This is a genomic window from Rhodococcus sp. Z13_19A (genome assembly GCF_058133575.1).
Genome location: NZ_JBYUNN010000002.1, coordinates 559,789 through 577,636, shown reverse-complemented (window position 1 = coordinate 577,636; position 17,848 = coordinate 559,789). Strand labels below are relative to the sequence as shown.

Sequence of the window (17,848 nt, the reverse complement as noted above, 5' to 3'; positions counted from 1 at the left end):
ACCCAGACCTGGCACGGCGCCGCTGGGGCCACCACGCGCATCTCTCCCGGACGCTAGTCAGCCGCTCCTGCCCCCGCCGTGCGGTGTCTCGGTGAGCGGAAGGGGCGCTCGCCTGGCGACGCCCCGACCGGCTGAGATGGCAGTCACACCCACCCAGCACACCCACCCAGCACACCCCTCCAGGCACACCCTCCAGGCACACCCATCCAGCACAGGAGACCGCACCGATGACGCGCACGCTCGCAGACCAGCTGGCCCTGGTCGACCTGCCCGGCCGCTACGCCCAGGCGGTGGACCGGCGCGACCAGGCGGCCCTGCTGGCGCTGTTCACCGACGACGCGGTGCTGGTGCAGCCCGCTGCCCTCGTCCGCAAGGGCCGCAGCGCGGAGATCGTCGGCGCCGAGGCGGTGGCGGCCGGCCTGCTGCAGGCGACCGGGCACCTGCTGGGCACTCACCACGTGGTCAGCCAGCAGGTGCTGGCCGAGGCCGGCGAGCACCCCGACACGGCGCACGGCGAGACGTACTGCGCCGCCCACCACCTCTACCAGCGCGGGGAGGAGACCCGGGACAACGTGCTGTTCCTCCGCTACCAGGACACCTACCGCCGGGTGGCCGGCGGCTGGCGCATCGCCCGCCGCGAGCTGGTGGTGGACCTGTCCGAGGACCGCCCGGTCACCCTGCTGCGCTGAGCCGCCTCGTCACACCAGGCGCAGCCGCGCCGAGCACTCCGCCATCTCGTCGATCACCTTGTCCAGGCTGTCTGCCCGACCCGACGCCGACACCAGGATGCGGTCGGAGCCCAGGGAGCGGGCCCAGTCGAGCTTGGCCTCGTCCAGTCGGTGCAGGCCCGCGCCGAGCACCAGGCTCACCTCCTGCGGGTCCCGGCCCGCGCCGGTGGCGGCCTCACGCATGACGGCCACGGCCGCGGCCAGGTCGTCGCCGCCCAGGCCCAGCGGCTGGAAGCCGTCCCCCAGCCGTCCGGCGCGCCGGGCCGCCGCCTTGCTGTGCCCACCGACGTACAGCGGGACGCGGTGCTCCCGGGCCGGCTTGGGCCAGCTGTGCGCGCCGCGGAAGGAGTAGTGGTCGCCGTCGAAGCTGACGCCCTCCGGGTCGGTGCCGGCCCACAGCGCGCGCATCACCGCGATGGCCTCGTCGGCGGTCTTGCCGCGCCGGTCGAAGTCACCGCCGCAGGCCTCCACCTCCTCGCGCATCCAGCCCAGCCCCAGGCAGATGCGCAGCCGCCCGCCGGAGAGGCGGTCCAGGGTGGCCAGCCGCTTGGCCAGCACCACCGGGTTGTGGTTGGGCAGCACCAGCACGCCGGTGGCCAGGCCCAGGGTGGTGGTGGCCCCCGCCAGGTAGGACAGCAGCTCCAGCGGGTCGGGCAGGCTGCAGTCGTCGGGCAGGTGCGACTTGCCGGTGGGCGAGTACGGGTAGGTGCTGGTGGTCTGGGAGATCACCACGGAGTGCTCCACCGCGGAGACCTCGTGGAAGCCCAGCGACTCTGCGGCCCTGGCGAAGCGCAGGATCCACTCGGGCTCGCCGGCCTGCCCCAGCTCCACCGGCATCACCACGCCGATCTTCATGTCGGACGTCATCTCAGTGGTCCTCTTTCCCTGTCGGTGCCACGTCTTCGGCCGGTGTCTCGGCCAGCTCCCGCACCAGTCGCGGCGCGGAGACCACCGTGCCGAGGAAGCGGTCCGCCTGCGGCGAGGTGGCCAGCCACACGGCAGCGTCCGCGGCCATCGTGGCCGGGACAGCAGTGGCGCCGGCCTTCTCGATGGCGTCGGTGCCGCCGCGGGCCCGCCCGCTCTCGGTGATGACGAAGCCGGGGCTGAGGTTGTGCGCGGTGACCCCGTGGCTGCGGTACTCGGCGTTGATCGCGCCGGCCAGCCGCCCGAAGGCGGCCTTGGACGCGGCGTAGGACAGCCCCCAGCCACCCTCGCCGGGTGCGGCGGGCGGGTCCATGGTGGCCGAGCCCGACGCCAGGTTGACGATCACTCCGCCACCAGCCGCCACCATCGCCGGCAGCACCTGCTGGACGAGGGCGAGCTGGTGCAGGTAGCTGCCGCGCACCATCGCCTCGGCGTCGGCCAGGTCGATCTCCAGCAGCCGGTCCATGTTGCCCGCGGTCTGCGCGTAGGCGTTGTTCACCAGCACGTCCACCCGGCCCCACTCGGCGAGCACCCGGGCACCGGCGGCCCGCACCGAGGCAAGGTCGAGCAGGTCCATCGGCACCGGCAGCACCCGCACCCCGCACGCGGCGATCTCGGCGGCGGTGGTGTCCAGGCTGCCCGGCACCGCGATGGGACCGGCGGGGTCCGACCGGGTCCGCGGGGCCACGGCACCCTCGCCCTCGTGCACCGTGCGGGCGGTGATGGCCACGTCGAAGCCGGCGCGGGCGAAGCTCAGCGCGACCTCCCGGCCGATGCCGCGACTGGCCCCGGTGACCAGGACGACCCTGCCGGTGCTCATCGGCTAGACCCCGAGGAAGCGCTGGCGGCCGTGGGTGGTGAACTCCGCGTCCAGCGCGTCCTTGTCGGCCTCGCTCATCAGCGTGTAGGTGGGCGCGCCACGCCCCACCCAGCGGTAGACCGGCTCGTCGCAGCGCCAGCGCTCGCCCTGCAGCGTCCGCTTGAGCACCTTGTTGGAGCCGGTCATCGGCAGGCTCAGCGACACCCGCACGAAGCGTGGCGCGGCCTTGGACCCGAGGTCGTCCTGCGCGCCCAGGAAGGTGGCCAGCTCGGCCGGGTCGAAATCGTCCAGGTCGGCCACCTCCAGCGCAGCCATCACCTGGTCGCCCGAGCGGGGGTCGGGCACGGCGTAGACGCCGGTGGCGATCACCTGGGGGTGGCGGCGCAGGATGCGCTCGATCATCAGGGCGGAGGTGTTCTCGCCGTCCACCCGGATCCAGTCACCCTTGCGGCCCGCGAAGTAGATGTAGCCGTCCTCGTCCACGTAGCCGAGGTCGCCCGTCCAGTACCAGCCGTGCCGGATCTTCTCGGCGATGGCGTCCTCGTTCTTGTAGTAGCCCTCGAAGCGCTTGGCGCCGCCGCGGTCCACCATCTCCCCGATCGACTCGTCGGGGTTGAGCACCTGGCCGTGCGCACCGAGGCGGGCGCGGACGCGCTCCTGCCGGGTGTCGGGGTCGACGATGGCGATGTCGGCGTGCGCGGGGCGGCCCAGCGCGCCGGCCGGGGCGGCGGGGTCGAGCACCACCGAGCCCGCGCCCTCGCTGGAGCCGTAGCCCTCGAACAGCTCGGCGCCGAAGCGGCGGAGGAACTCCGACTTGTCCTCCGGGGACGCCTCGGTGCCGAACCCGCGCACCAGGGTGTTGTCGGCGTCGTCAGGCTGCTCGGGGGTGGCCATCACGTAGCCCAGCGCCTTGCCCACGTAGGTGAAGAAGGTGGCGCCGAAGAAGCGGACGTCGGGCAGGAAGCCGGAGGCGGTGAACTTCGGGGTGAGGCAGACCGTGGCCCCCACGGCCAGCGCCGGTGCCCACAGCGCCATCAGCGCGTTGCCGTGGAACAGCGGCATGCAGCAGTAGTCGACGTCCTCGCGGACGTGGCTGTACTTGGCGACGTTGGCGTAGGCCAGCCGCGCCAGCCGTCCCTGGCTGCACCGCACCGCCTTGGACATGCCGGTGGTGCCGGAGGTGAACAGCAGCAGGAACAGGCTCTGCTCGTCCACGCCCGGCGCGACCGCGGGCTGCGTGCCCTGGTGCGCGGCCAGCTGCTCGGCGTAGGCGGGGCTGTCCACCAGCAGGAAGCGGTCCTCGCTCAGGCCCAGGTCCAGCGCGGCCAGCTGGGCCATGCCCGCGGCGTCGGTGACGATGAGCTGGCAGTCGACGTAGCGCACCTCGGCCTCGAGCTCGGCCCCGCGCCGGGTGGGGTTGATGCCCACGATGGTGGCCCCGCTCAGCGCGGCGCCGCCCAGCCAGAAGATGAACTCGGGGGTGTTCTCCAGCAGCACGCCGACGTGGAACGGACCGTCCTGGCGCAGGCTCTGGGCCAGGGCACCGCGGGTGGCGCTCTCGTGCACCACCTCGTGCCAGGTCCAGTCCTGCTCACGGGTGCGCAGTCCCAGGTGCTCGTCGCCGAGGCGGTCGAGGAGCTGGGCGGCGACGGTGGCGCGCTGCTGCGCGCTGGGGACCTGGGTGCTTGCCAACTGGGTGCTTGCTACCTGCGTGCTTGCCAACGAAAAAGTCTCCTCGTGCGACGCGCAGGGACGCGTCTGGTGGGGGCGGCTTGGTGGTCACGGCCGGCGTCCGGCGCGCGCCCGAGGGGCGTCGGGGTGGACGCTAGCGGCGGCGCGCGATCCCTGGCCGCAACGTCTCACTCATCGGAAGCACCGTGGTGGGCAGCAGGATTGCGTGAGACGTTCGCCCCATGACTGACGCTGCGCTGCAGGAGCTGCTGGACAAGCAGGCGATCTACGAGGTGGTGCTGCGCTACTGCCGCGCCATCGACCGCCTGGACCTCGAGGCCGTCCGCAGCTGCTACCACCCCGACGCCGTCGATCACCACACCGGCTTCGACGGCGGCGTGGACGAGTACCTGGCCTGGGTGGAGCGCGGGCTGCGCCGCCTGGGCGGCACCATGCACCACGTCGGCAACCACCTGGTGGAGCTGCACGGCGACGTGGCCGTGAGCGAGACCTACCTGAGCGCCGCGCACTGGGGAGCCCCGGACGCACCACCGGAGGCGAGCTTCACCTCCGGCGCCCGCTACGTGGACCGGATGGAGCGTCGCGAGGGCCGGTGGGCCATCGCCGAGCGCTGGGCGGTGCGCGAGTGGACCCGCTCCGACGCGGGCCGGCTCGTCCCGCCCAAGGCTGCGGGGCCGCGCGGACGCCGCGACGGCACCGACCCGGTGGACCAGCTCCGCGCTGCGGTCCGCGGCTAGCGAGCGCTCAGCGTCAGTCGACGGTGGGCGCCCACTGCACGCCGTTGATGTGGCTGCCGCCGTCCACGTACAGGGTGTTGCCGGTGACGTAGCGGCAGTCGTCGCCGCCCAGGAACACCGCCACCGGACCGATGTCCTCCAGCGGGTCGCCGACGCGGCCCATCGGGTTGCCTGCCGCCATCGCCGCCGCGTTCTCCGGGCTGGCGGCGGCCATCCGCTGGTAGGCCGCGCTCATCGCACCGGGGCAGATGACGTTGCAGCACACCTGGTGCGGGGCCCACTCCCGGGCCGCGGTGCGGGTGAGGGTGCGCAGCGCCTCCTTGGCGGCGTTGTACTGCACCGAGTACATGTGCGCGTTGACGCCGTTGAGCGAGCAGAGGTTGATCACCCGGCCGGTGCCGTGCTCGCGCAGGTGCGGCAGCGCGGCCTGCATCGCCCAGAACGCCGCCATCACCGCCATGTCGAAGCCGCCGCGCAGCTGCTCGTCAGTCATCTTCTCCAGCCGGGCGAAGCCGCTGCCGCGCCAGGCGTTGTTCACCAGCACGTCCAGGCGGCCGAAGCGCTGCACCGCGGTGTCCACCATGGACAGCACCTGGGCCTTGTCGGTGACGTCCACGGGCACGAGCACCGCCGGCGTCCCCCACTGCTCGCCGATCCAGCTCACCGTCTCGCGGCCGGCGGCCTCGTCGATCTCGGCCACCACCACCGAGGCACCCTCGCGGGCGTACGCGCCGGCGATGCCGCGCCCGATGCCCATGCCCGCACCCGTGATGACTGCGACCCGACCGTCCAGCTTGCCCATGGTTCCTGCTCCTCGTTGCCGTCACGGTGCGTGCGTTTCCGCGGACACTAAGTGCCACGACGAGGCGCTGACCTGGGCATCTCGGTCACCGAGAACTCCTGTGCGGCACCGTTGACACCGCGGTGTCGCCGTCATAGCGTCCTGCCCACCAGGGCCTCCGAGCAGCACCGTCCACCCCGGGCACCCGCCTCGCCCGGACCCGCGACCCGCCGGAGACCTCCGTGAGCCGTTTCGCCCGCCCGTCCTTCCCCAGCGCCTCTGCGCCCTCCCCCGAGGGTCGCTGAGGTGCGGGCGCTACAGCTCGTCTCCCCCGGCCAGGTGGCGCTCCGCGAGGTCGACCTGCCGCCCATCGCCCCCGACGAGGTGCTGGTGAAGGTGGCCGGCGCAGGCGTGTGCCACTCCGACCTGCACCTGCTGCACCTGCCCTTCCCCGCGCCACGGGCGATGACCCTGGGCCACGAGACGGCCGGCCACGTGGCCACGGTGGGTCCGGCGGTGGAGGGCTTCGCCGAGGGTGACGCGGTGCTGGTCTACCTGGTGTGGGCGTGCGGCACCTGCCGGGCGTGCGTGCAGGGCCGCGACAACGCCTGTCTCGCCGCCGGGCGCCAGGGACTTCCGCCGTGCCCGGGCCTCGGCCTGGACGGCGGGATGGCCGAGTACATCGCGGTCAAGGCCCGCTTCCTGGAGCCGCTGGGCACGCTCGACCCGGTGACCGCCGGGCCGCTCGCCGACGCGGGACTCACCCCGTACCACGCCATCAACGGGGTGCGGCAGCGCCTGGAGCCCGGCGCCACGGTGGCCGTGCTCGGCGTCGGCGGCCTTGGGCACGTGGGCCTGCAGATCCTGGCGGCCACCTCGGCGGCGCGGCTGGTGGCCGTGGACCCCTCCCCGGGCAAGCGTGAGCTGGCGGCCCGCCACGGCGCACACGCGGTGCTCGACAGCGACGAGTCCACCGCCGCGTCGATCCTGGAGCTCACCGACGGCCACGGCGCCGACGTGGTGCTGGACTTCGTCGGCTCGCAGTCCACCGTGGACCTGGCCACCTCGGTGGTGGGCGCCGACGGTGCGCTGCGCTTCGTTGGGCTGGCCGGCGGCAGCTTCGCCTACAGCGCCGGCGCCGACGCGCTGCCCTGGGGAGTGGACGTGCGCCGCACCTACGCCGGCACCCGCAGCGACCAGCGCGCGGTGCTCGCGCTGGCCGAGCAGGGACACCTGCACCTGCAGGCTCAGCAGTACGCGCTGGAGGACGGCGCCAAGGCCTTCGCCGACCTGGAGGCCGGCACCGTGCTGGGCCGGGCGATCCTGGTCCCCTGAGCGCGCGAGGTCGCTAGCTCTCCGGCTGCTGGTGCCCGGGACGGGGCAGGTGCTTGTTGATGAACAGCCCCTGGGCGCTGACGCACACCTGGCCGTCAGCCGTGGCGATCTGGCCCTCGGTGCGGATCTTGCGGCCCTCCACCGACACCTGGCGCCCGGTGATGGTGAGCGGCTCGAACAGCGGCGTCGGCCGGTGGTAGCGCAGCGTCAGCTCGGCGGTCATGCCGGAGTCGCCCGCCCAGTAGTTGGCCACTCCGAGCGTGTGGTCGAGCAGCAGGGCGGAGACGCCACCGTGCACCATCCGCGGCGGCCCCTGGTAGGGCAGCGTCAGGGTGACCACGCCCTCGATGGAGCCGTCGTCCTTGCCCGCCAGCACCACCGGCGGGGCGATGGCGTTCTCCGGCCCGGTCACCGGGTCGTGCCGGGTGACGCCCTCGCCGCCCCACATGTCCGCCAGCCGCTCCTCCACCTCGGGGCAGTGCGCCTCCAGGTTGTCCGCGATGGAGTCGAGCTCCTCGGTGATCCGGGAGAGGTCCGGGCTGTCCCGGCTGGTGCGCAGCAGGGCGTCCACGAGGCGCCGCGCGGCGCGGGTGGCGCGGTCGATGGGGTCGCCGGTGGGCGGAGAGGTGAGCACCGGGCCGCGGGCGTCGCCGTCCGGGTCCACCGGGTCCGGCCCGGCCAGGAACGGCGTCTGCGTGTCCCGGTCCTGTGGGGAAGGGCTGCTGTCCATGCTGGACCTCCGTGGTCGCGTACAGGCACCGCCGCCTGCACCTCGCGCCGGGGCCAACGCGCTCCCCCGAGCACCGGTCACCAGCCACCGCTGTGGCCGGGTCCCGCCGATCGTCTCACCCGGCTGCGGCGGCCGGCGCGCACCGTCCCTGTCACCGGTCGGCGGCACTGATCGCGTTGTCCGCAGGCGTCTTCCGCTGATCAAGACCTGCTCGGACACCACCCTGCGCGCCTGCCAGGCTGAGCCGGCGAACACCCTCAGCAAGGGAGAACCTGTGCCCGACCCTGTTGCACCGCCCACCGCGCTGCTCGCCGGCCGCACCGCCCTGGTCACCGGGGCCGCCGCCGGCATCGGTGCCGCCATCACCACCCTCTACGCCGCCCACGGCGCCACCGTGCTCGCCGTGGACACCGACGCGGCGGCACTCGCGGACCTGCCCCCAGGAGTGCAGACGCTGGTCGCCGACGTCACCGACCCGGACTTCCCGGCCCAGGTGGCCGAGCACCCGGTGGACGTGCTGGTGAACAACGTCGGACACTTCCTGCGCGCGCCGGTCACCTTCGCCGACGCCTCCCCCGAGGAGTGGGAGCCCCTGGCGGAGGTCAACCTGAACCACGCGCTGCGGCTGACCCACGCAGTGCTGCCGGGCATGATCGCCCGCGGCCGCGGCGGCTCGATCATCAACCTCACCACCGTGGAGGCCCACCGCGGCATCCCCGGCCACGTCATCTACTCCACCTACAAGGCGGCGCTGCGGCACTTCACCCGCAGCCTCAGCCTGGAGGTCGGTCGGCACCAGATCCGGGTGAACAACATCGCGCCCGACCTCATCGAGACCCCGCAGGTGCCCTACCAGCGCCTCGTCGCGCCCGAGGACCGCGAGCGGTGGCCGCGCTGGGCCCCGCTCGGCGGACCCGGCCAGCCCACCGACGTCGCCGGACCCGCGCTCTTCCTCGCCTCCGACCTGTCCCGCTACATGACGGGCTCCACGCTGCACGTGGACGGCGGCAGCCACGCCGCCGGCGGCTGGTTCCCCCGCGCGGACGGCTCCTGGACCAACCGACCGATGAACGCCTGAGCTCCTGTCCTGCCACCGTCCGACCACGCCGAAGGATCCTCACCCGTGCGCCCCACCCTCAGCCTGAACGTGCCCAACTTCGGACCGCTGCTGGCCCGCGACGGCTACCGCCACCTCATCGAGCTGGCCGAGCAGGCCGAGGCCGCCGGGATCGACCGCGTCAACGTCACCGACCACGTGGTGATGGGGCCCGACACCTCGGCCTACACCTGGGGCCCCTTCGCCACCGAGCCGGACGCGATGTGGCTGGAGCCGCTCACCGTGCTGTCGGTGATGGCCGGGCGCACCCGCACCATCCGGCTGGGCACCGGGATCGTCATCGCGGCGCTGCGTGGCGCCGCCGTGCTGGCCAAGACCGCCGCCACCCTGGACCTGCTCTCCGGCGGGCGCCTGGACCTGGGCGTGGGCACCGGCTGGCAGGCCAAGGAGTACGAGGCCGCCGGGATGGACTTCGCCCGCCGCGGTCGGCTGCTCGACGACACCCTCGCCGGGTGCCGCGCCCTGTGGGAGCAGGCCCCCGCCTCGGTGGACACCCCCACGGTGTCCTTCAGCGACGCCTACTGCATGCCCCGCCCGCCGGCCGGCGCCCGCATCCCGATCTGGGTGTCCGGGACGCTGTCCACCCCGGTGGTGCGACGGCTGACCACGTGGGGCGACGGGTGGATCCCGATCATGGGCGCCACCCACGAGGACATCGCCCGGGGTGCCGACCAGCTGCGCGGCGCCTTCGCCGACGCCAGCCGGGACCCGCAGCAGCTGCAGGTGCGCGGTCGCCTGGCGGTGGCCCGCAGCGCGTCCGGCGAGATCGACTGGGACGCCACCGCCGCGGACGCGGCCGCGCTGCTCGCGGTGGGCTGCACCGACGTCAACGTGGCGCTGCAGGTGGTCGACCCGGACCCCGACCGGGCGGCCGAGCAGCTGCCGGCGCTGGCCGCGGCCTTCGCCTCGGCCCACACCGGTGAGGTGGTGCGCTAGCGCGAGCCCAGCCCCTGGATGCGGCGCATGGTGGTGTGCAGCTGCTCGGTGCTCAGCGCGGGGGTCTCCAGCGCGGTGCAGCTGTCGCGGCTGGCCCGCAGCCCGTCGAGCACGATGCCCAGGGTGCGTCGCCACAGCTCGGGCTGGCCGCCGTCCACGTGGCCGCTGGCCGCCTGCACCGACAGCGCCAGGATCGGCAGGTCGGTGGCCTCGACGTCCGGCCGCAGCGCCCCGGCCTCCTTGGCCCGCCGCACCAGCAGCGCCACCTGCTGCTCCAGCACCAGCTGGGTCTGCTCCACCGCGTCCACCAGGCCGCGCTGGGTCGCCGTGTTGGCCGAGCACAGGGCCCGGGTCGGGCCACCCACCACCAGGTCCCGCAGCCCCCGGTCCTCGGCCAGCATCCGGGTGTTCTCGGTGAGGAACGACACCAGCCCCTCCCACGGGTCGGCCACCTCGGTGGCCGACCGGGCCAGGGCCATCAGCTCCTCCAGCCGGGAGACGAACAGGCGCTCGATGAGCTCGTCCTTGCCGGTGAACCGCCGGTAGACGGTGCCCACGCCCACCTGGGCCTGCTCGGCGACCTCGGCCAGCGTCGCCTCGAGCCCGCGCAGGGCGAACACCTGCCGGGCGGCGTCCAGGATTCGCTCGAGGTTGGCCCGCGCGTCGCTGCGCAGCGCCGGGGTGTTGCGGGGCATGGCGCGGACCCTACGCGGGTGATCTCGGGCCGGCGCCCCCACCGGCAACTAAGCGGAACCTGTCGTTCCGGGCTGTTACCGTGGCGCGGAATCTCTCGTTCCGCTTCTCTCCCGGAGGCCTTTTCGCATGACCCAGACCCACGGCACACCGCCAGCGACCGAGGGGGACAGCCGCCGCCGGTGGCTGATCCTGGCGGTGCTCAGCGTTGCCCAGCTGATGGTGGTGCTGGACGCCACCATCGTGAACATCGCTCTGCCGGAGGCGCAGCGCTCGCTGGAGTTCGGTGACAGCGAGCGCCAGTGGGTGGTCACCGCGTACTCCCTCGCCTTCGGCAGCCTGCTGCTGCTCGGCGGGCGGATCAACGACCTCTTCGGCCGCCGCAACTCCTTCATCGTCGGGCTGGTCGGCTTCGCCGCCGCCTCCGCCCTCGGCGGCTGGGGCCCCAGCTTCGAGGTGCTCGTCGCCGCCCGCGCCCTGCAGGGCGTCTTCGGTGCGCTGCTCGCCCCGGCGGCCCTGTCCCTGCTGTCGGTGACGTTCGCCGGCTCCGCCGACCGCGCCAAGGCCTTCGGCGTGTTCGGCGCCATCGCCGGTGCCGGCGGGGCGATCGGGCTGCTGCTCGGTGGCGTGCTCACCGAGTACCTCTCCTGGCACTGGTGCCTCTACGTCAACGTGATCTTCGCGATCGCGGCCCTGGTCGGCGCGGTGCTGTTCCTCCCCCGCAAGGCCGAGGGCGGCCACCGGCACCGGCTGGACTGGCCGGGCACGCTGCTGGCCACCAGCGGCCTGTTCTTCCTGGTCTACGGCTTCTCCCACTCCGAGACCCACGGCTGGTCGGACACGCTCACCCTGACGTTCCTCGCGCTCGGCGTGGTGCTGCTCGCGGCCTTCGTGTGGGTGGAGACCCGGGTGAGCCACCCCCTGCTGCCGATGCGGGTGGTCGCCGACCGGCTGCGCGGCACGTCCTACCTGGTGATGCTCATCGCCGCCGTGGGCATGTTCGGCATCTTCCTGTTCCTCACCTACTACATGCAGCAGACGCTGGGCTACAGCCCGGTGGTCACCGGGTGTGCGTTCGTCCCGATGGTCGCCGCCATCGCGGTGTCGGCGTCGGTGCTCGGTGCCCCGCTGTCCGCCCGGTTCAGCCCCCGCATCCTGGTCAGCGCGGGCATGGCCATCTCCGCGCTCGGCCTGGTGCTGCTCACCGGCATCGAGGTGGACAGCTCCTACGTCACCGGTGTCCTGCCCGGCCTCGTCCTCTTCGGCCTCGGCATGGGCCAGGTGTTCTCCAACGGCATCGCCGCCTCCACCAGCGGGGTGCAGGACGAGGACGCCGGCGTGGCCTCGGCCACCGTCAACACCGCGCAGCAGGTCGGTGGCTCCATCGGCGTGGCCCTGCTGAGCAGCGTCGCGGCGTCGGCCGCAGAGGGCTACGTCAGCGACAACCTGGCCGCCGCCCAGGCCGCCGGCGGTGACCCGGCTGTGCTGGCGCAGCGCCTGGCCGAGGGTGCAGCCCTGTCCAGCTACCACTCCGCGTTCTGGCTGGCCGCGGCGTTCTTCGCCGTCGGCGCGGTGCTCTCGGCGATCCTCTACCGCAACGAGATCCCCAACCACGACGCGCACGGGGCGCCGGCCATGGCCCACTAGCCAGCCTCCACCACGCAGCAGCGGCCGCACCCCACCGGGGTACGGCCGCTGCTGTGCGTCAGCCGCAGGTCAGATGGTGTTGCGCATCATGCCCTGCGGGTCGCCGCCCAGCTCGAGCAGCGCGGTGGCGTGGTAGATCGAGCCCGGCACGTGCACCGCGTGCACCAGCCCGGCGTGGGCGTCGCGCCAGAAGCGCTGCAGCGGGGTGTGCAGGTGCAGCGCGCCACCACCGGAGCGGTCGAAGATGTCGTCCACCGCGCGCACGGCCCGACGGGCCGCCGCCACCTGGGTGCGTCGTCCCCGGGCGCGGTCCTCGAAGCTGACCTCCTTGCCTGCGTCGACGGCGTCGAAGAAGCGGTCGGTGGTCTCCAGCAGCGCGGCGCGCGAGGCGGCGATGTCGGCCGCCGCGTCACTGATCGCGTAGAGCACGTACGGGTCTTCCTTGATCTTGGTGCCGGTGACCGCCACGCGGTTCTTCTGCGCCGCGACGTGGCAGGCCATCGCACCCTCGGCGATGCCGATCACGGCGGAGGTGATGCCCAGCGGGAAGATGGCCCAGTACGGGTACTTGTACAGGGTCTCGGTGCGGCCCTGCTCCTTGACCAGCGTGCCGTCGCCGACCTTGGCGGCGTCGATGGTGCGGTACTCGGGGATGTAGGCGCCCTTGACGGTGACGTCCTTGCTGCCGGTGCCCTTGAGCCCGACGACCTCCCAGCTACCGTCCACGATCTCGTAGTCGGGGCGCGGCACCAGCACGTGGATGACCTTCGGCGGCATGATCGGGGTGCCGTCGGGGTTGCCCACCATGGCGCCGATGAACAGCCACTGGCAGTGGTCGGTGCCGGAGGAGAACGACCAGCGGCCGTTGAGGATGTAGCCGCCGTCGGTGGGCGTGGCGATGCCCATCGGCGCGTACGGGGACGCGGTCCAGGTGTCGTTGTCCTCGCCCCAGACCTCCTCCTGCACCTTCGGGTCCGCCAGCGCCAGCTCCCACGGGTGCACGCCGACGATGCCGGTGAGCCAGCCAGTCGCGCCGTCGAGGGCGGCGGTGGCCATCACGGTCTCGGCAAACTCGCGGGGGTGCGACTCGGTGCCGCCGTACTGCTTGGGGGCGAGCATCCGCATGACGCCGGACTCGCGCAGCACCTTGGCGGCAGCGTCGGTGAGCTTGCCGCCCGCCTCGTTCGCCTCGGCGTTGGCCCGGATCTCGTCCGCCCGCGCCATGATCGTGTCCAGAACCTGGCCCATGTCTTCGTTCTCCTCTAGGTGTTGCTCGCCGGACGCCGGATGGCGGGCGGGATGATCAGCTGGCGTCGGGTCGGGTGAGGAAGGCCTTGACTGTGCGCAGCCACGCCTCCCTGGCCTCGATCATCGCCCAGTGGCCACAGTTGGGGAAGATGTGCAGCTCGGCGTCGGCGATGGTGCGCATTGGCAGCAGCGCCATGTCCACCGGGCTGACACGGTCGTCGCGACCCCAGGTCAGCAGGGTCGGCGCGGTGATCTTGTGCAGCTGCGCCCAGTACGGGATCGCGTCCTTCTGCGCCGCCGCGGTCGCCGCGAACGCCTTGCTGCTGTACATCTTGCGCGCGCCGGCCAGGGTCTCCGGGTCGGTGGCCAGCGCCCAGCGCTCCTCGATGAGCTGCTCGGTGACCACGGCGGGGTCGTAGACCATGGAGTGCAGCCAGCGGACGAGGCCCTCGCGGGTGGGGTTGTCGGTGAACTCCATCAGCAGCTTGATGCCCTCGCCGGGGCCGGGGCTGAAGATGTTGCGCCCGATGCCGCCGATGGTGACCAGCTTGTGCACCCGCTGAGGCATGTGGATCGCCACGTTGGCGCCGACGATGCCGCCCATGGAGTTGCCGATGATGTCCACCGCGCCGAGGCCGAGCTTGTCCAGGAAGGTGGCCACGGAGACGCCCGCGGTCATCATCGGGTGACCCTCGGTGGGGTCGCTGACGCCGAAGCCGGGGAACTCCAGGATGAGGCAGCGGAAGTCCTCCGCGAGCTCGCCGAGCACGCCGCGGTAGTTGCGCCAGCCGGTCACGCCGGGACCCGAGCCGTGCAGCAGCAGCAGCGGGGGGCCGTCGCCGGCCTCGTGGTAGCGCAGCACGCCTGCGTCGGTCTCCAGCTCGCGCCGGGTTCCCTCGAAGCTCACATCAGTCATTCATCCACCTCAGGTGACAGTCGGCCGCGTCGTTGCGCGTCAGTGACGCTAGACACGCTAACCCGCCGGTAATCGCGCGGTCCCGATCAGCGAGATCCCGACCCGGTCGCCCGGCGCGGCGCGACACCATGCCCTAGTCCATTTACCTCTCCCAGCCCCCGAGGAAGTGCCAGCAGTGCGCATCGGACTCAGCTCACCCATCGTGGTGCAGCACCCGTCCACCACGTCCGAGTGGGAGCGCTCCGCGGGCATCGCCGAGCTGGCGCGCGTGGCCGAGGCCGCCGACGGGCTGGGCTTTCACCACCTCACCTGCAGCGAGCACGTGGCGGTCCCGGTGGACGTGGCCCAGGAGCGCGGCGGCACCTACTGGGACCCGCTGGCCACCCTCGGCTACCTCGCCGCCCGCACCCGCCAGGTCCGGCTGACCACCACGGTGCTGGTGCTCGGCTACCACCACCCGCTGGAGATCGCCAAGCGCTACGGCACCCTGGACGTGGTCAGCGGCGGCCGGCTGGTGCTGGGGCTCGGCGTGGGCACCCTGCGCGAGGAGTTCGAGCTGCTGGACGCGCCGTTCAGCGGCCGCGGCGCCCGCGCCGACGACGCGCTGCGAGCGCTGCGCGCCTCGCTGTCGCAGCCGGAGCCGAGCTACCACGGCGAGCACTACTCCTACGAGGGCTTCCTGGTGTCGCCGCACGCCCAGCAGGCTCGGGTCCCGCTGTGGATCGGCGGCCGCACCCCGCGCTCGCTGCGCCGCGCCATCGAGCACGGCGACGGGTGGGTGCCCTTCGGGCTGGGCCTGCGCGAGCTCACCGAGCTGCTCGGTGCCGCCGAGCTGCCCCCGCAGCTGGAGGTGGTGCTCTCCCCCGGCCGCCAGCTCGACCCGCTGGGCGCCCCGGACGCCTGTTCCACCGCGCTGAGCCGGCTGCGCGACGCTGGCGCCACCGTGGTGAGCGTCGCGATCGACGCCACCGGCGCCCAGCACTACTGCGACCAGCTGCACGCCCTGCGCGAGCTCGCCGAACCACTCGGCGCGCGCTTCACCCCGCCTACCGAAGGATCCCTCGATGACTGACGTCGACGCCCGCCTGGCTGCCCTGGAGCAGCGGGTCGCCCTGCTGCAGGACCACCTGGACATCACCACGCTGATCTACACCTACCCCGCGGCGGTGGACAGCGGCTCGGCGACGACGGTGTCGGGCCTGTGGACCGAGGACGGCGTCTACGACGTGGACCCGCGCCCGATGAACGGCCGCGCGGAGATCGAGGCGATGGTGGGCTCCTCGGCCCACCAGGGCTACATCCACGACGGCTGCGGCCACTTCCCCGCGCCGGCCCGCGTCACCGTGGACGGCGACACCGCGGTGGCGATCCAGTACACGCAGCTGATCATGAACAAGGTGGACGCCGCCGGCTTCCGCATCGCCCGGCTCACCGCCAACCGGTGGGAGCTGGCCCGCGGCGCCGAGGGCTGGCGGGTCACCAAGCGCACCGGTCGCGTGCTGGACGGCCGCCCCGAGTCCCGCGAGATGCTGGCCGCCGGGGTGGGCGGGCAGCCGGTCTCGCGCCCCTGATCCCTGCCGCCGGGCGGCGGTGGTGGGTAGCGGTTGCTGACCTGCGCGGGGCGGCTGGGGCGTACTTGCAGACGTACCCAGGTGTTCCGATCAGCGGGACGTCGGCGCTGCCGCACGGTCAGCCTGCCTAGCATCTGCCGGCAGGTAGTCCCCTGCTCTCCCCCGTACAAGGAGCCGTTCGCAAATGGTTGAGTCCCTGAGCTTGGACGGCAAGGCCGCCGTCGTCACCGGAGCGGGCGCAGGCCTGGGCCGCGCCGAGGCGCTGGCGCTGGCCGGTGCCGGTGCCGCCGTCGTGGTCAACGACATGGGCCCGGCCGCGCACGACGTGGTGGACGAGATCAAGGCCAGCGGTGGCCAGGCCGTCGCCGTCCTCGGCGACGTCTCCGACTGGTCGCTGGGCGACACGCTCGTGCAGACCGCGGTGGAGAGCTTCGGCTCGTTCGACATCCTGGTGAACAACGCCGGCATCCTGCGCGACAAGATGATCTTCAACCTGTCGGAGTCGGACTGGGACGACGTCATCCGGGTGCACCTCAAGGGCCACGCCGCCACCTCCCACGCCGCGGCGGTGCACTGGCGCCAGAAGTCCAAGGACGCCGGTGGCCCCATCTTCGGCCGCGTCATCAACACCTCCTCCGAGGCGTTCCTGTTCGGCTCCGCCGGCCAGCCCAACTACTCCGCCGCCAAGGCCGGGATCACCGCGCTGACGCTGTCCACCTCCCAGGGCCTGCAGCGCTACGGCGTCCGCGCCAACGCCATCTGCCCGCGGGCGCGCACCGCGATGACCGCCGAGGCCTTCGGCGAGCAGAGCGAGCCCGGCGCCGACCCGCTGTCCCCGGACCGCGTCGGCACCCTGGTCGCCTACCTGGCCTCCCCCGCCTCCGAGGAGATCACCGGCCAGGTGTTCGTCGTCTACGGCAAGATGGTCGCGCTGATGGCCGCCCCGCAGGTGGAGAACCGCTTCGACGCGGCGGGCTCGGCGTTCTCCGTCGAGGAGATGAACGACCAGCTGACGCCGTACTTCTCCGGCCGCGGCCGCTACGAGACCTACTCCGCCTACAACGTCGCCGCGCTGGAGAAGCCCGCGCTCGCCATAGACTGACGTCGAGCGGGCACCTCCCCGCGGATCTCTCCCGCAGGACCCGAGCCTGACCTACAGCACCAGCTAGGAGCGCCATGCGCCTGGACGGAAAAGTCGCGATCGTGACCGGCGGGGCAGGCGGCATCGGCCGCGGCATCGTGCAGGCCTTCACCAAGGAAGGTGCCCGGGTCCTGGCCGTCGACGTCAACGACGAGGCGGGCCAGGCCCTGGCGTCGGAGCTGGGCGAGTCGGTGCGCTTCCTGCGTACCGACATCTCCCGGCCCGAGGCGGCGCAGGAGATCGTGGACGCCGCGGTGGCGGCCTTCGGCGGACTGCACGTGCTGGTCAACAACGCCCACGCCTCTCGCCAGGCGCCGCTGCTGGAGCACACCCAGGAGATGTTCGACCTGTCGTTCGGCACCGGCTTCTACCCCACGGTGCACCTGATGCAGGCCGCACACCCCCAGCTCAAGGAGCACGGGGGCACGGTCATCAACTTCGCCTCCGGGGCCGGCCTGAACGGCCAACCCACCCAGACCTCCTACGCCGCGGCCAAGGAGGCCATCCGGGCGGTCAGCCGGGTGGCGGCACACGAGTGGGCCCGCGACGGCATCACCGTCAACATCATCAGCCCGCTCGCTGCCACCGAGGGTGTGCGCAAGTGGCAGGAGGAGCACCCGGCGATGGCCGAGGCGGTGCTCTCCGGTGTTCCGCTGCACCGCTTCGGCGACCCCGAGCAGGACATCGGCCGGGTGGCGGTGTTCCTGGCCAGCGACGACGCGCGGTACATGACCGGGCAGACGCTGATGGTCGACGGCGGCAGCATCATGCTGCGCTGAGCTGCACGCTCGCCCCCACGCACGCAGACAGGCCCGGACCAGCAGGTCCGGGC

Annotated in this window: 18 protein-coding genes; 10 read left to right on the top strand and 8 right to left on the bottom strand. The window is 72.8% G+C overall.

Features of this window, described 5'->3' with window-relative positions:
• Positions 1–227 precede the first annotated feature (227 nt).
• Positions 228–689: a nuclear transport factor 2 family protein gene (locus AC3YNX_RS09435; RefSeq protein WP_489995302.1), complete on the top strand. Its 462-nt coding sequence runs from the start codon at positions 228–230 to the stop codon at positions 687–689.
• Between the two features lie 9 nt (positions 690–698).
• Here AC3YNX_RS09435 and AC3YNX_RS09430 read toward each other — a convergent pair whose 3' ends face one another.
• Genes AC3YNX_RS09430 through casI form a run of 3 tightly spaced genes read right to left on the bottom strand, consistent with a single transcriptional unit; the run spans position 699 to position 4,164 of the window.
• Positions 699–1,583 carry an LLM class F420-dependent oxidoreductase gene (locus AC3YNX_RS09430; protein WP_489995504.1) on the bottom strand — a complete coding sequence of 295 codons (885 nt, stop codon included), beginning with the start codon at positions 1,581–1,583 and terminating at the stop codon, positions 699–701.
• Positions 1,584–1,596: 13 nt separating this feature from the next.
• Entirely contained in the window at positions 1,597–2,472 is an 876-nt protein-coding gene (locus AC3YNX_RS09425; RefSeq protein ID WP_489995301.1) for an SDR family NAD(P)-dependent oxidoreductase, read from the bottom strand.
• Between the two features lie 3 nt (positions 2,473–2,475).
• Positions 2,476–4,164 carry a steroid-22-oyl-CoA synthetase gene (gene casI, locus AC3YNX_RS09420; protein WP_489995300.1) on the bottom strand — a complete coding sequence of 563 codons (1,689 nt, stop codon included), beginning with the start codon at positions 4,162–4,164 and terminating at the stop codon, positions 2,476–2,478.
• 221 nt (positions 4,165–4,385) lie between these two features.
• Here casI and AC3YNX_RS09415 point away from each other — a divergent pair, with 221 nt between their 5' ends.
• Entirely contained in the window at positions 4,386–4,901 is a 516-nt protein-coding gene (locus tag AC3YNX_RS09415) for a nuclear transport factor 2 family protein (protein WP_127782346.1), read from the top strand.
• Between the two features lie 13 nt (positions 4,902–4,914).
• Here the strand turns inward: AC3YNX_RS09415 and AC3YNX_RS09410 are convergent, their stop codons facing one another.
• Positions 4,915–5,703: an SDR family NAD(P)-dependent oxidoreductase gene (locus AC3YNX_RS09410; RefSeq protein ID WP_489995299.1), complete on the bottom strand. Its 789-nt coding sequence runs from the start codon at positions 5,701–5,703 to the stop codon at positions 4,915–4,917.
• 285 nt (positions 5,704–5,988) lie between these two features.
• Between AC3YNX_RS09410 and AC3YNX_RS09405 the strand changes: the two genes are divergently transcribed.
• Positions 5,989–7,017 carry an alcohol dehydrogenase catalytic domain-containing protein gene (locus AC3YNX_RS09405; RefSeq protein ID WP_489995298.1) on the top strand — a complete coding sequence of 343 codons (1,029 nt, stop codon included), beginning with the start codon at positions 5,989–5,991 and terminating at the stop codon, positions 7,015–7,017.
• Between the two features lie 13 nt (positions 7,018–7,030).
• Here the strand turns inward: AC3YNX_RS09405 and AC3YNX_RS09400 are convergent, their stop codons facing one another.
• Positions 7,031–7,747: a PaaI family thioesterase gene (locus AC3YNX_RS09400; protein WP_489995297.1), complete on the bottom strand. Its 717-nt coding sequence runs from the start codon at positions 7,745–7,747 to the stop codon at positions 7,031–7,033.
• A gap of 274 nt (positions 7,748–8,021) precedes the next feature.
• Between AC3YNX_RS09400 and AC3YNX_RS09395 the strand changes: the two genes are divergently transcribed.
• On the top strand, positions 8,022–8,825 hold the full coding sequence (locus AC3YNX_RS09395) for an SDR family NAD(P)-dependent oxidoreductase (protein ID WP_489983847.1): 804 nt from the start codon (positions 8,022–8,024) through the stop codon (positions 8,823–8,825).
• 45 nt (positions 8,826–8,870) lie between these two features.
• Complete coding sequence (locus AC3YNX_RS09390; RefSeq protein ID WP_489995296.1) at positions 8,871–9,800, top strand: TIGR03619 family F420-dependent LLM class oxidoreductase; 930 nt, start codon at positions 8,871–8,873, stop codon at positions 9,798–9,800.
• Here AC3YNX_RS09390 and AC3YNX_RS09385 read toward each other — a convergent pair.
• Positions 9,797–10,495 carry a TetR/AcrR family transcriptional regulator gene (locus AC3YNX_RS09385; protein WP_489995295.1) on the bottom strand — a complete coding sequence of 233 codons (699 nt, stop codon included), beginning with the start codon at positions 10,493–10,495 and terminating at the stop codon, positions 9,797–9,799. The two genes, AC3YNX_RS09390 and AC3YNX_RS09385, sit on opposite strands and share 4 nt — an antisense overlap.
• 127 nt (positions 10,496–10,622) lie before the next feature.
• Here AC3YNX_RS09385 and AC3YNX_RS09380 point away from each other — a divergent pair, with 127 nt between their 5' ends.
• On the top strand, positions 10,623–12,140 hold the full coding sequence (locus AC3YNX_RS09380; RefSeq protein ID WP_489995294.1) for an MFS transporter: 1,518 nt from the start codon (positions 10,623–10,625) through the stop codon (positions 12,138–12,140).
• A gap of 69 nt (positions 12,141–12,209) precedes the next feature.
• Here AC3YNX_RS09380 and AC3YNX_RS09375 read toward each other — a convergent pair whose 3' ends face one another.
• Positions 12,210–13,388, bottom strand: a complete 1,179-nt coding sequence (locus tag AC3YNX_RS09375) for an acyl-CoA dehydrogenase family protein (protein ID WP_127782338.1) — start codon at positions 13,386–13,388, stop codon at positions 12,210–12,212.
• 55 nt (positions 13,389–13,443) lie between these two features.
• Complete coding sequence (locus AC3YNX_RS09370; RefSeq protein WP_489995293.1) at positions 13,444–14,304, bottom strand: alpha/beta fold hydrolase; 861 nt, start codon at positions 14,302–14,304, stop codon at positions 13,444–13,446.
• A 175-nt stretch (positions 14,305–14,479) separates the two neighbouring features.
• Here AC3YNX_RS09370 and AC3YNX_RS09365 point away from each other — a divergent pair, with 175 nt between their 5' ends.
• The 4 genes from AC3YNX_RS09365 (at position 14,480) to AC3YNX_RS09350 (ending at position 17,795) form a co-directional block, all read left to right on the top strand.
• Positions 14,480–15,376, top strand: a complete 897-nt coding sequence (locus AC3YNX_RS09365; RefSeq protein WP_489995292.1) for an LLM class F420-dependent oxidoreductase — start codon at positions 14,480–14,482, stop codon at positions 15,374–15,376.
• On the top strand, positions 15,369–15,875 hold the full coding sequence (locus tag AC3YNX_RS09360) for a nuclear transport factor 2 family protein (RefSeq protein WP_489995291.1): 507 nt from the start codon (positions 15,369–15,371) through the stop codon (positions 15,873–15,875). Before AC3YNX_RS09365 ends, AC3YNX_RS09360 begins: the two co-directional genes overlap by 8 nt.
• A 184-nt stretch (positions 15,876–16,059) precedes the next feature.
• Positions 16,060–16,977: a 3-oxoacyl-ACP reductase gene (locus AC3YNX_RS09355; protein ID WP_127782334.1), complete on the top strand. Its 918-nt coding sequence runs from the start codon at positions 16,060–16,062 to the stop codon at positions 16,975–16,977.
• 74 nt (positions 16,978–17,051) lie between these two features.
• Entirely contained in the window at positions 17,052–17,795 is a 744-nt protein-coding gene (locus AC3YNX_RS09350) for an SDR family NAD(P)-dependent oxidoreductase (protein WP_127782333.1), read from the top strand.
• Positions 17,796–17,848 lie beyond the last annotated feature (53 nt).

Coding starts and splice junctions, on each gene's coding strand:
- AC3YNX_RS09385 (WP_489995295.1), bottom strand. CDS start 10,495: ATGCCCCGCAACACCCCGGCGCTGCGCAGCGACGCGCGGGCCAACCTC.
- AC3YNX_RS09425 (WP_489995301.1), bottom strand. CDS start 2,472: ATGAGCACCGGCAGGGTCGTCCTGGTCACCGGGGCCAGTCGCGGCATC.
- AC3YNX_RS09415 (WP_127782346.1), top strand. CDS start 4,386: ATGACTGACGCTGCGCTGCAGGAGCTGCTGGACAAGCAGGCGATCTAC.
- AC3YNX_RS09375 (WP_127782338.1), bottom strand. CDS start 13,388: ATGGGCCAGGTTCTGGACACGATCATGGCGCGGGCGGACGAGATCCGG.
- AC3YNX_RS09400 (WP_489995297.1), bottom strand. CDS start 7,747: ATGGACAGCAGCCCTTCCCCACAGGACCGGGACACGCAGACGCCGTTC.
- AC3YNX_RS09355 (WP_127782334.1), top strand. CDS start 16,060: ATGGTTGAGTCCCTGAGCTTGGACGGCAAGGCCGCCGTCGTCACCGGA.
- AC3YNX_RS09430 (WP_489995504.1), bottom strand. CDS start 1,583: ATGAAGATCGGCGTGGTGATGCCGGTGGAGCTGGGGCAGGCCGGCGAG.
- AC3YNX_RS09350 (WP_127782333.1), top strand. CDS start 17,052: ATGCGCCTGGACGGAAAAGTCGCGATCGTGACCGGCGGGGCAGGCGGC.
- AC3YNX_RS09410 (WP_489995299.1), bottom strand. CDS start 5,703: ATGGGCAAGCTGGACGGTCGGGTCGCAGTCATCACGGGTGCGGGCATG.
- AC3YNX_RS09435 (WP_489995302.1), top strand. CDS start 228: ATGACGCGCACGCTCGCAGACCAGCTGGCCCTGGTCGACCTGCCCGGC.
- AC3YNX_RS09380 (WP_489995294.1), top strand. CDS start 10,623: ATGACCCAGACCCACGGCACACCGCCAGCGACCGAGGGGGACAGCCGC.
- AC3YNX_RS09360 (WP_489995291.1), top strand. CDS start 15,369: ATGACTGACGTCGACGCCCGCCTGGCTGCCCTGGAGCAGCGGGTCGCC.
- AC3YNX_RS09370 (WP_489995293.1), bottom strand. CDS start 14,304: ATGACTGATGTGAGCTTCGAGGGAACCCGGCGCGAGCTGGAGACCGAC.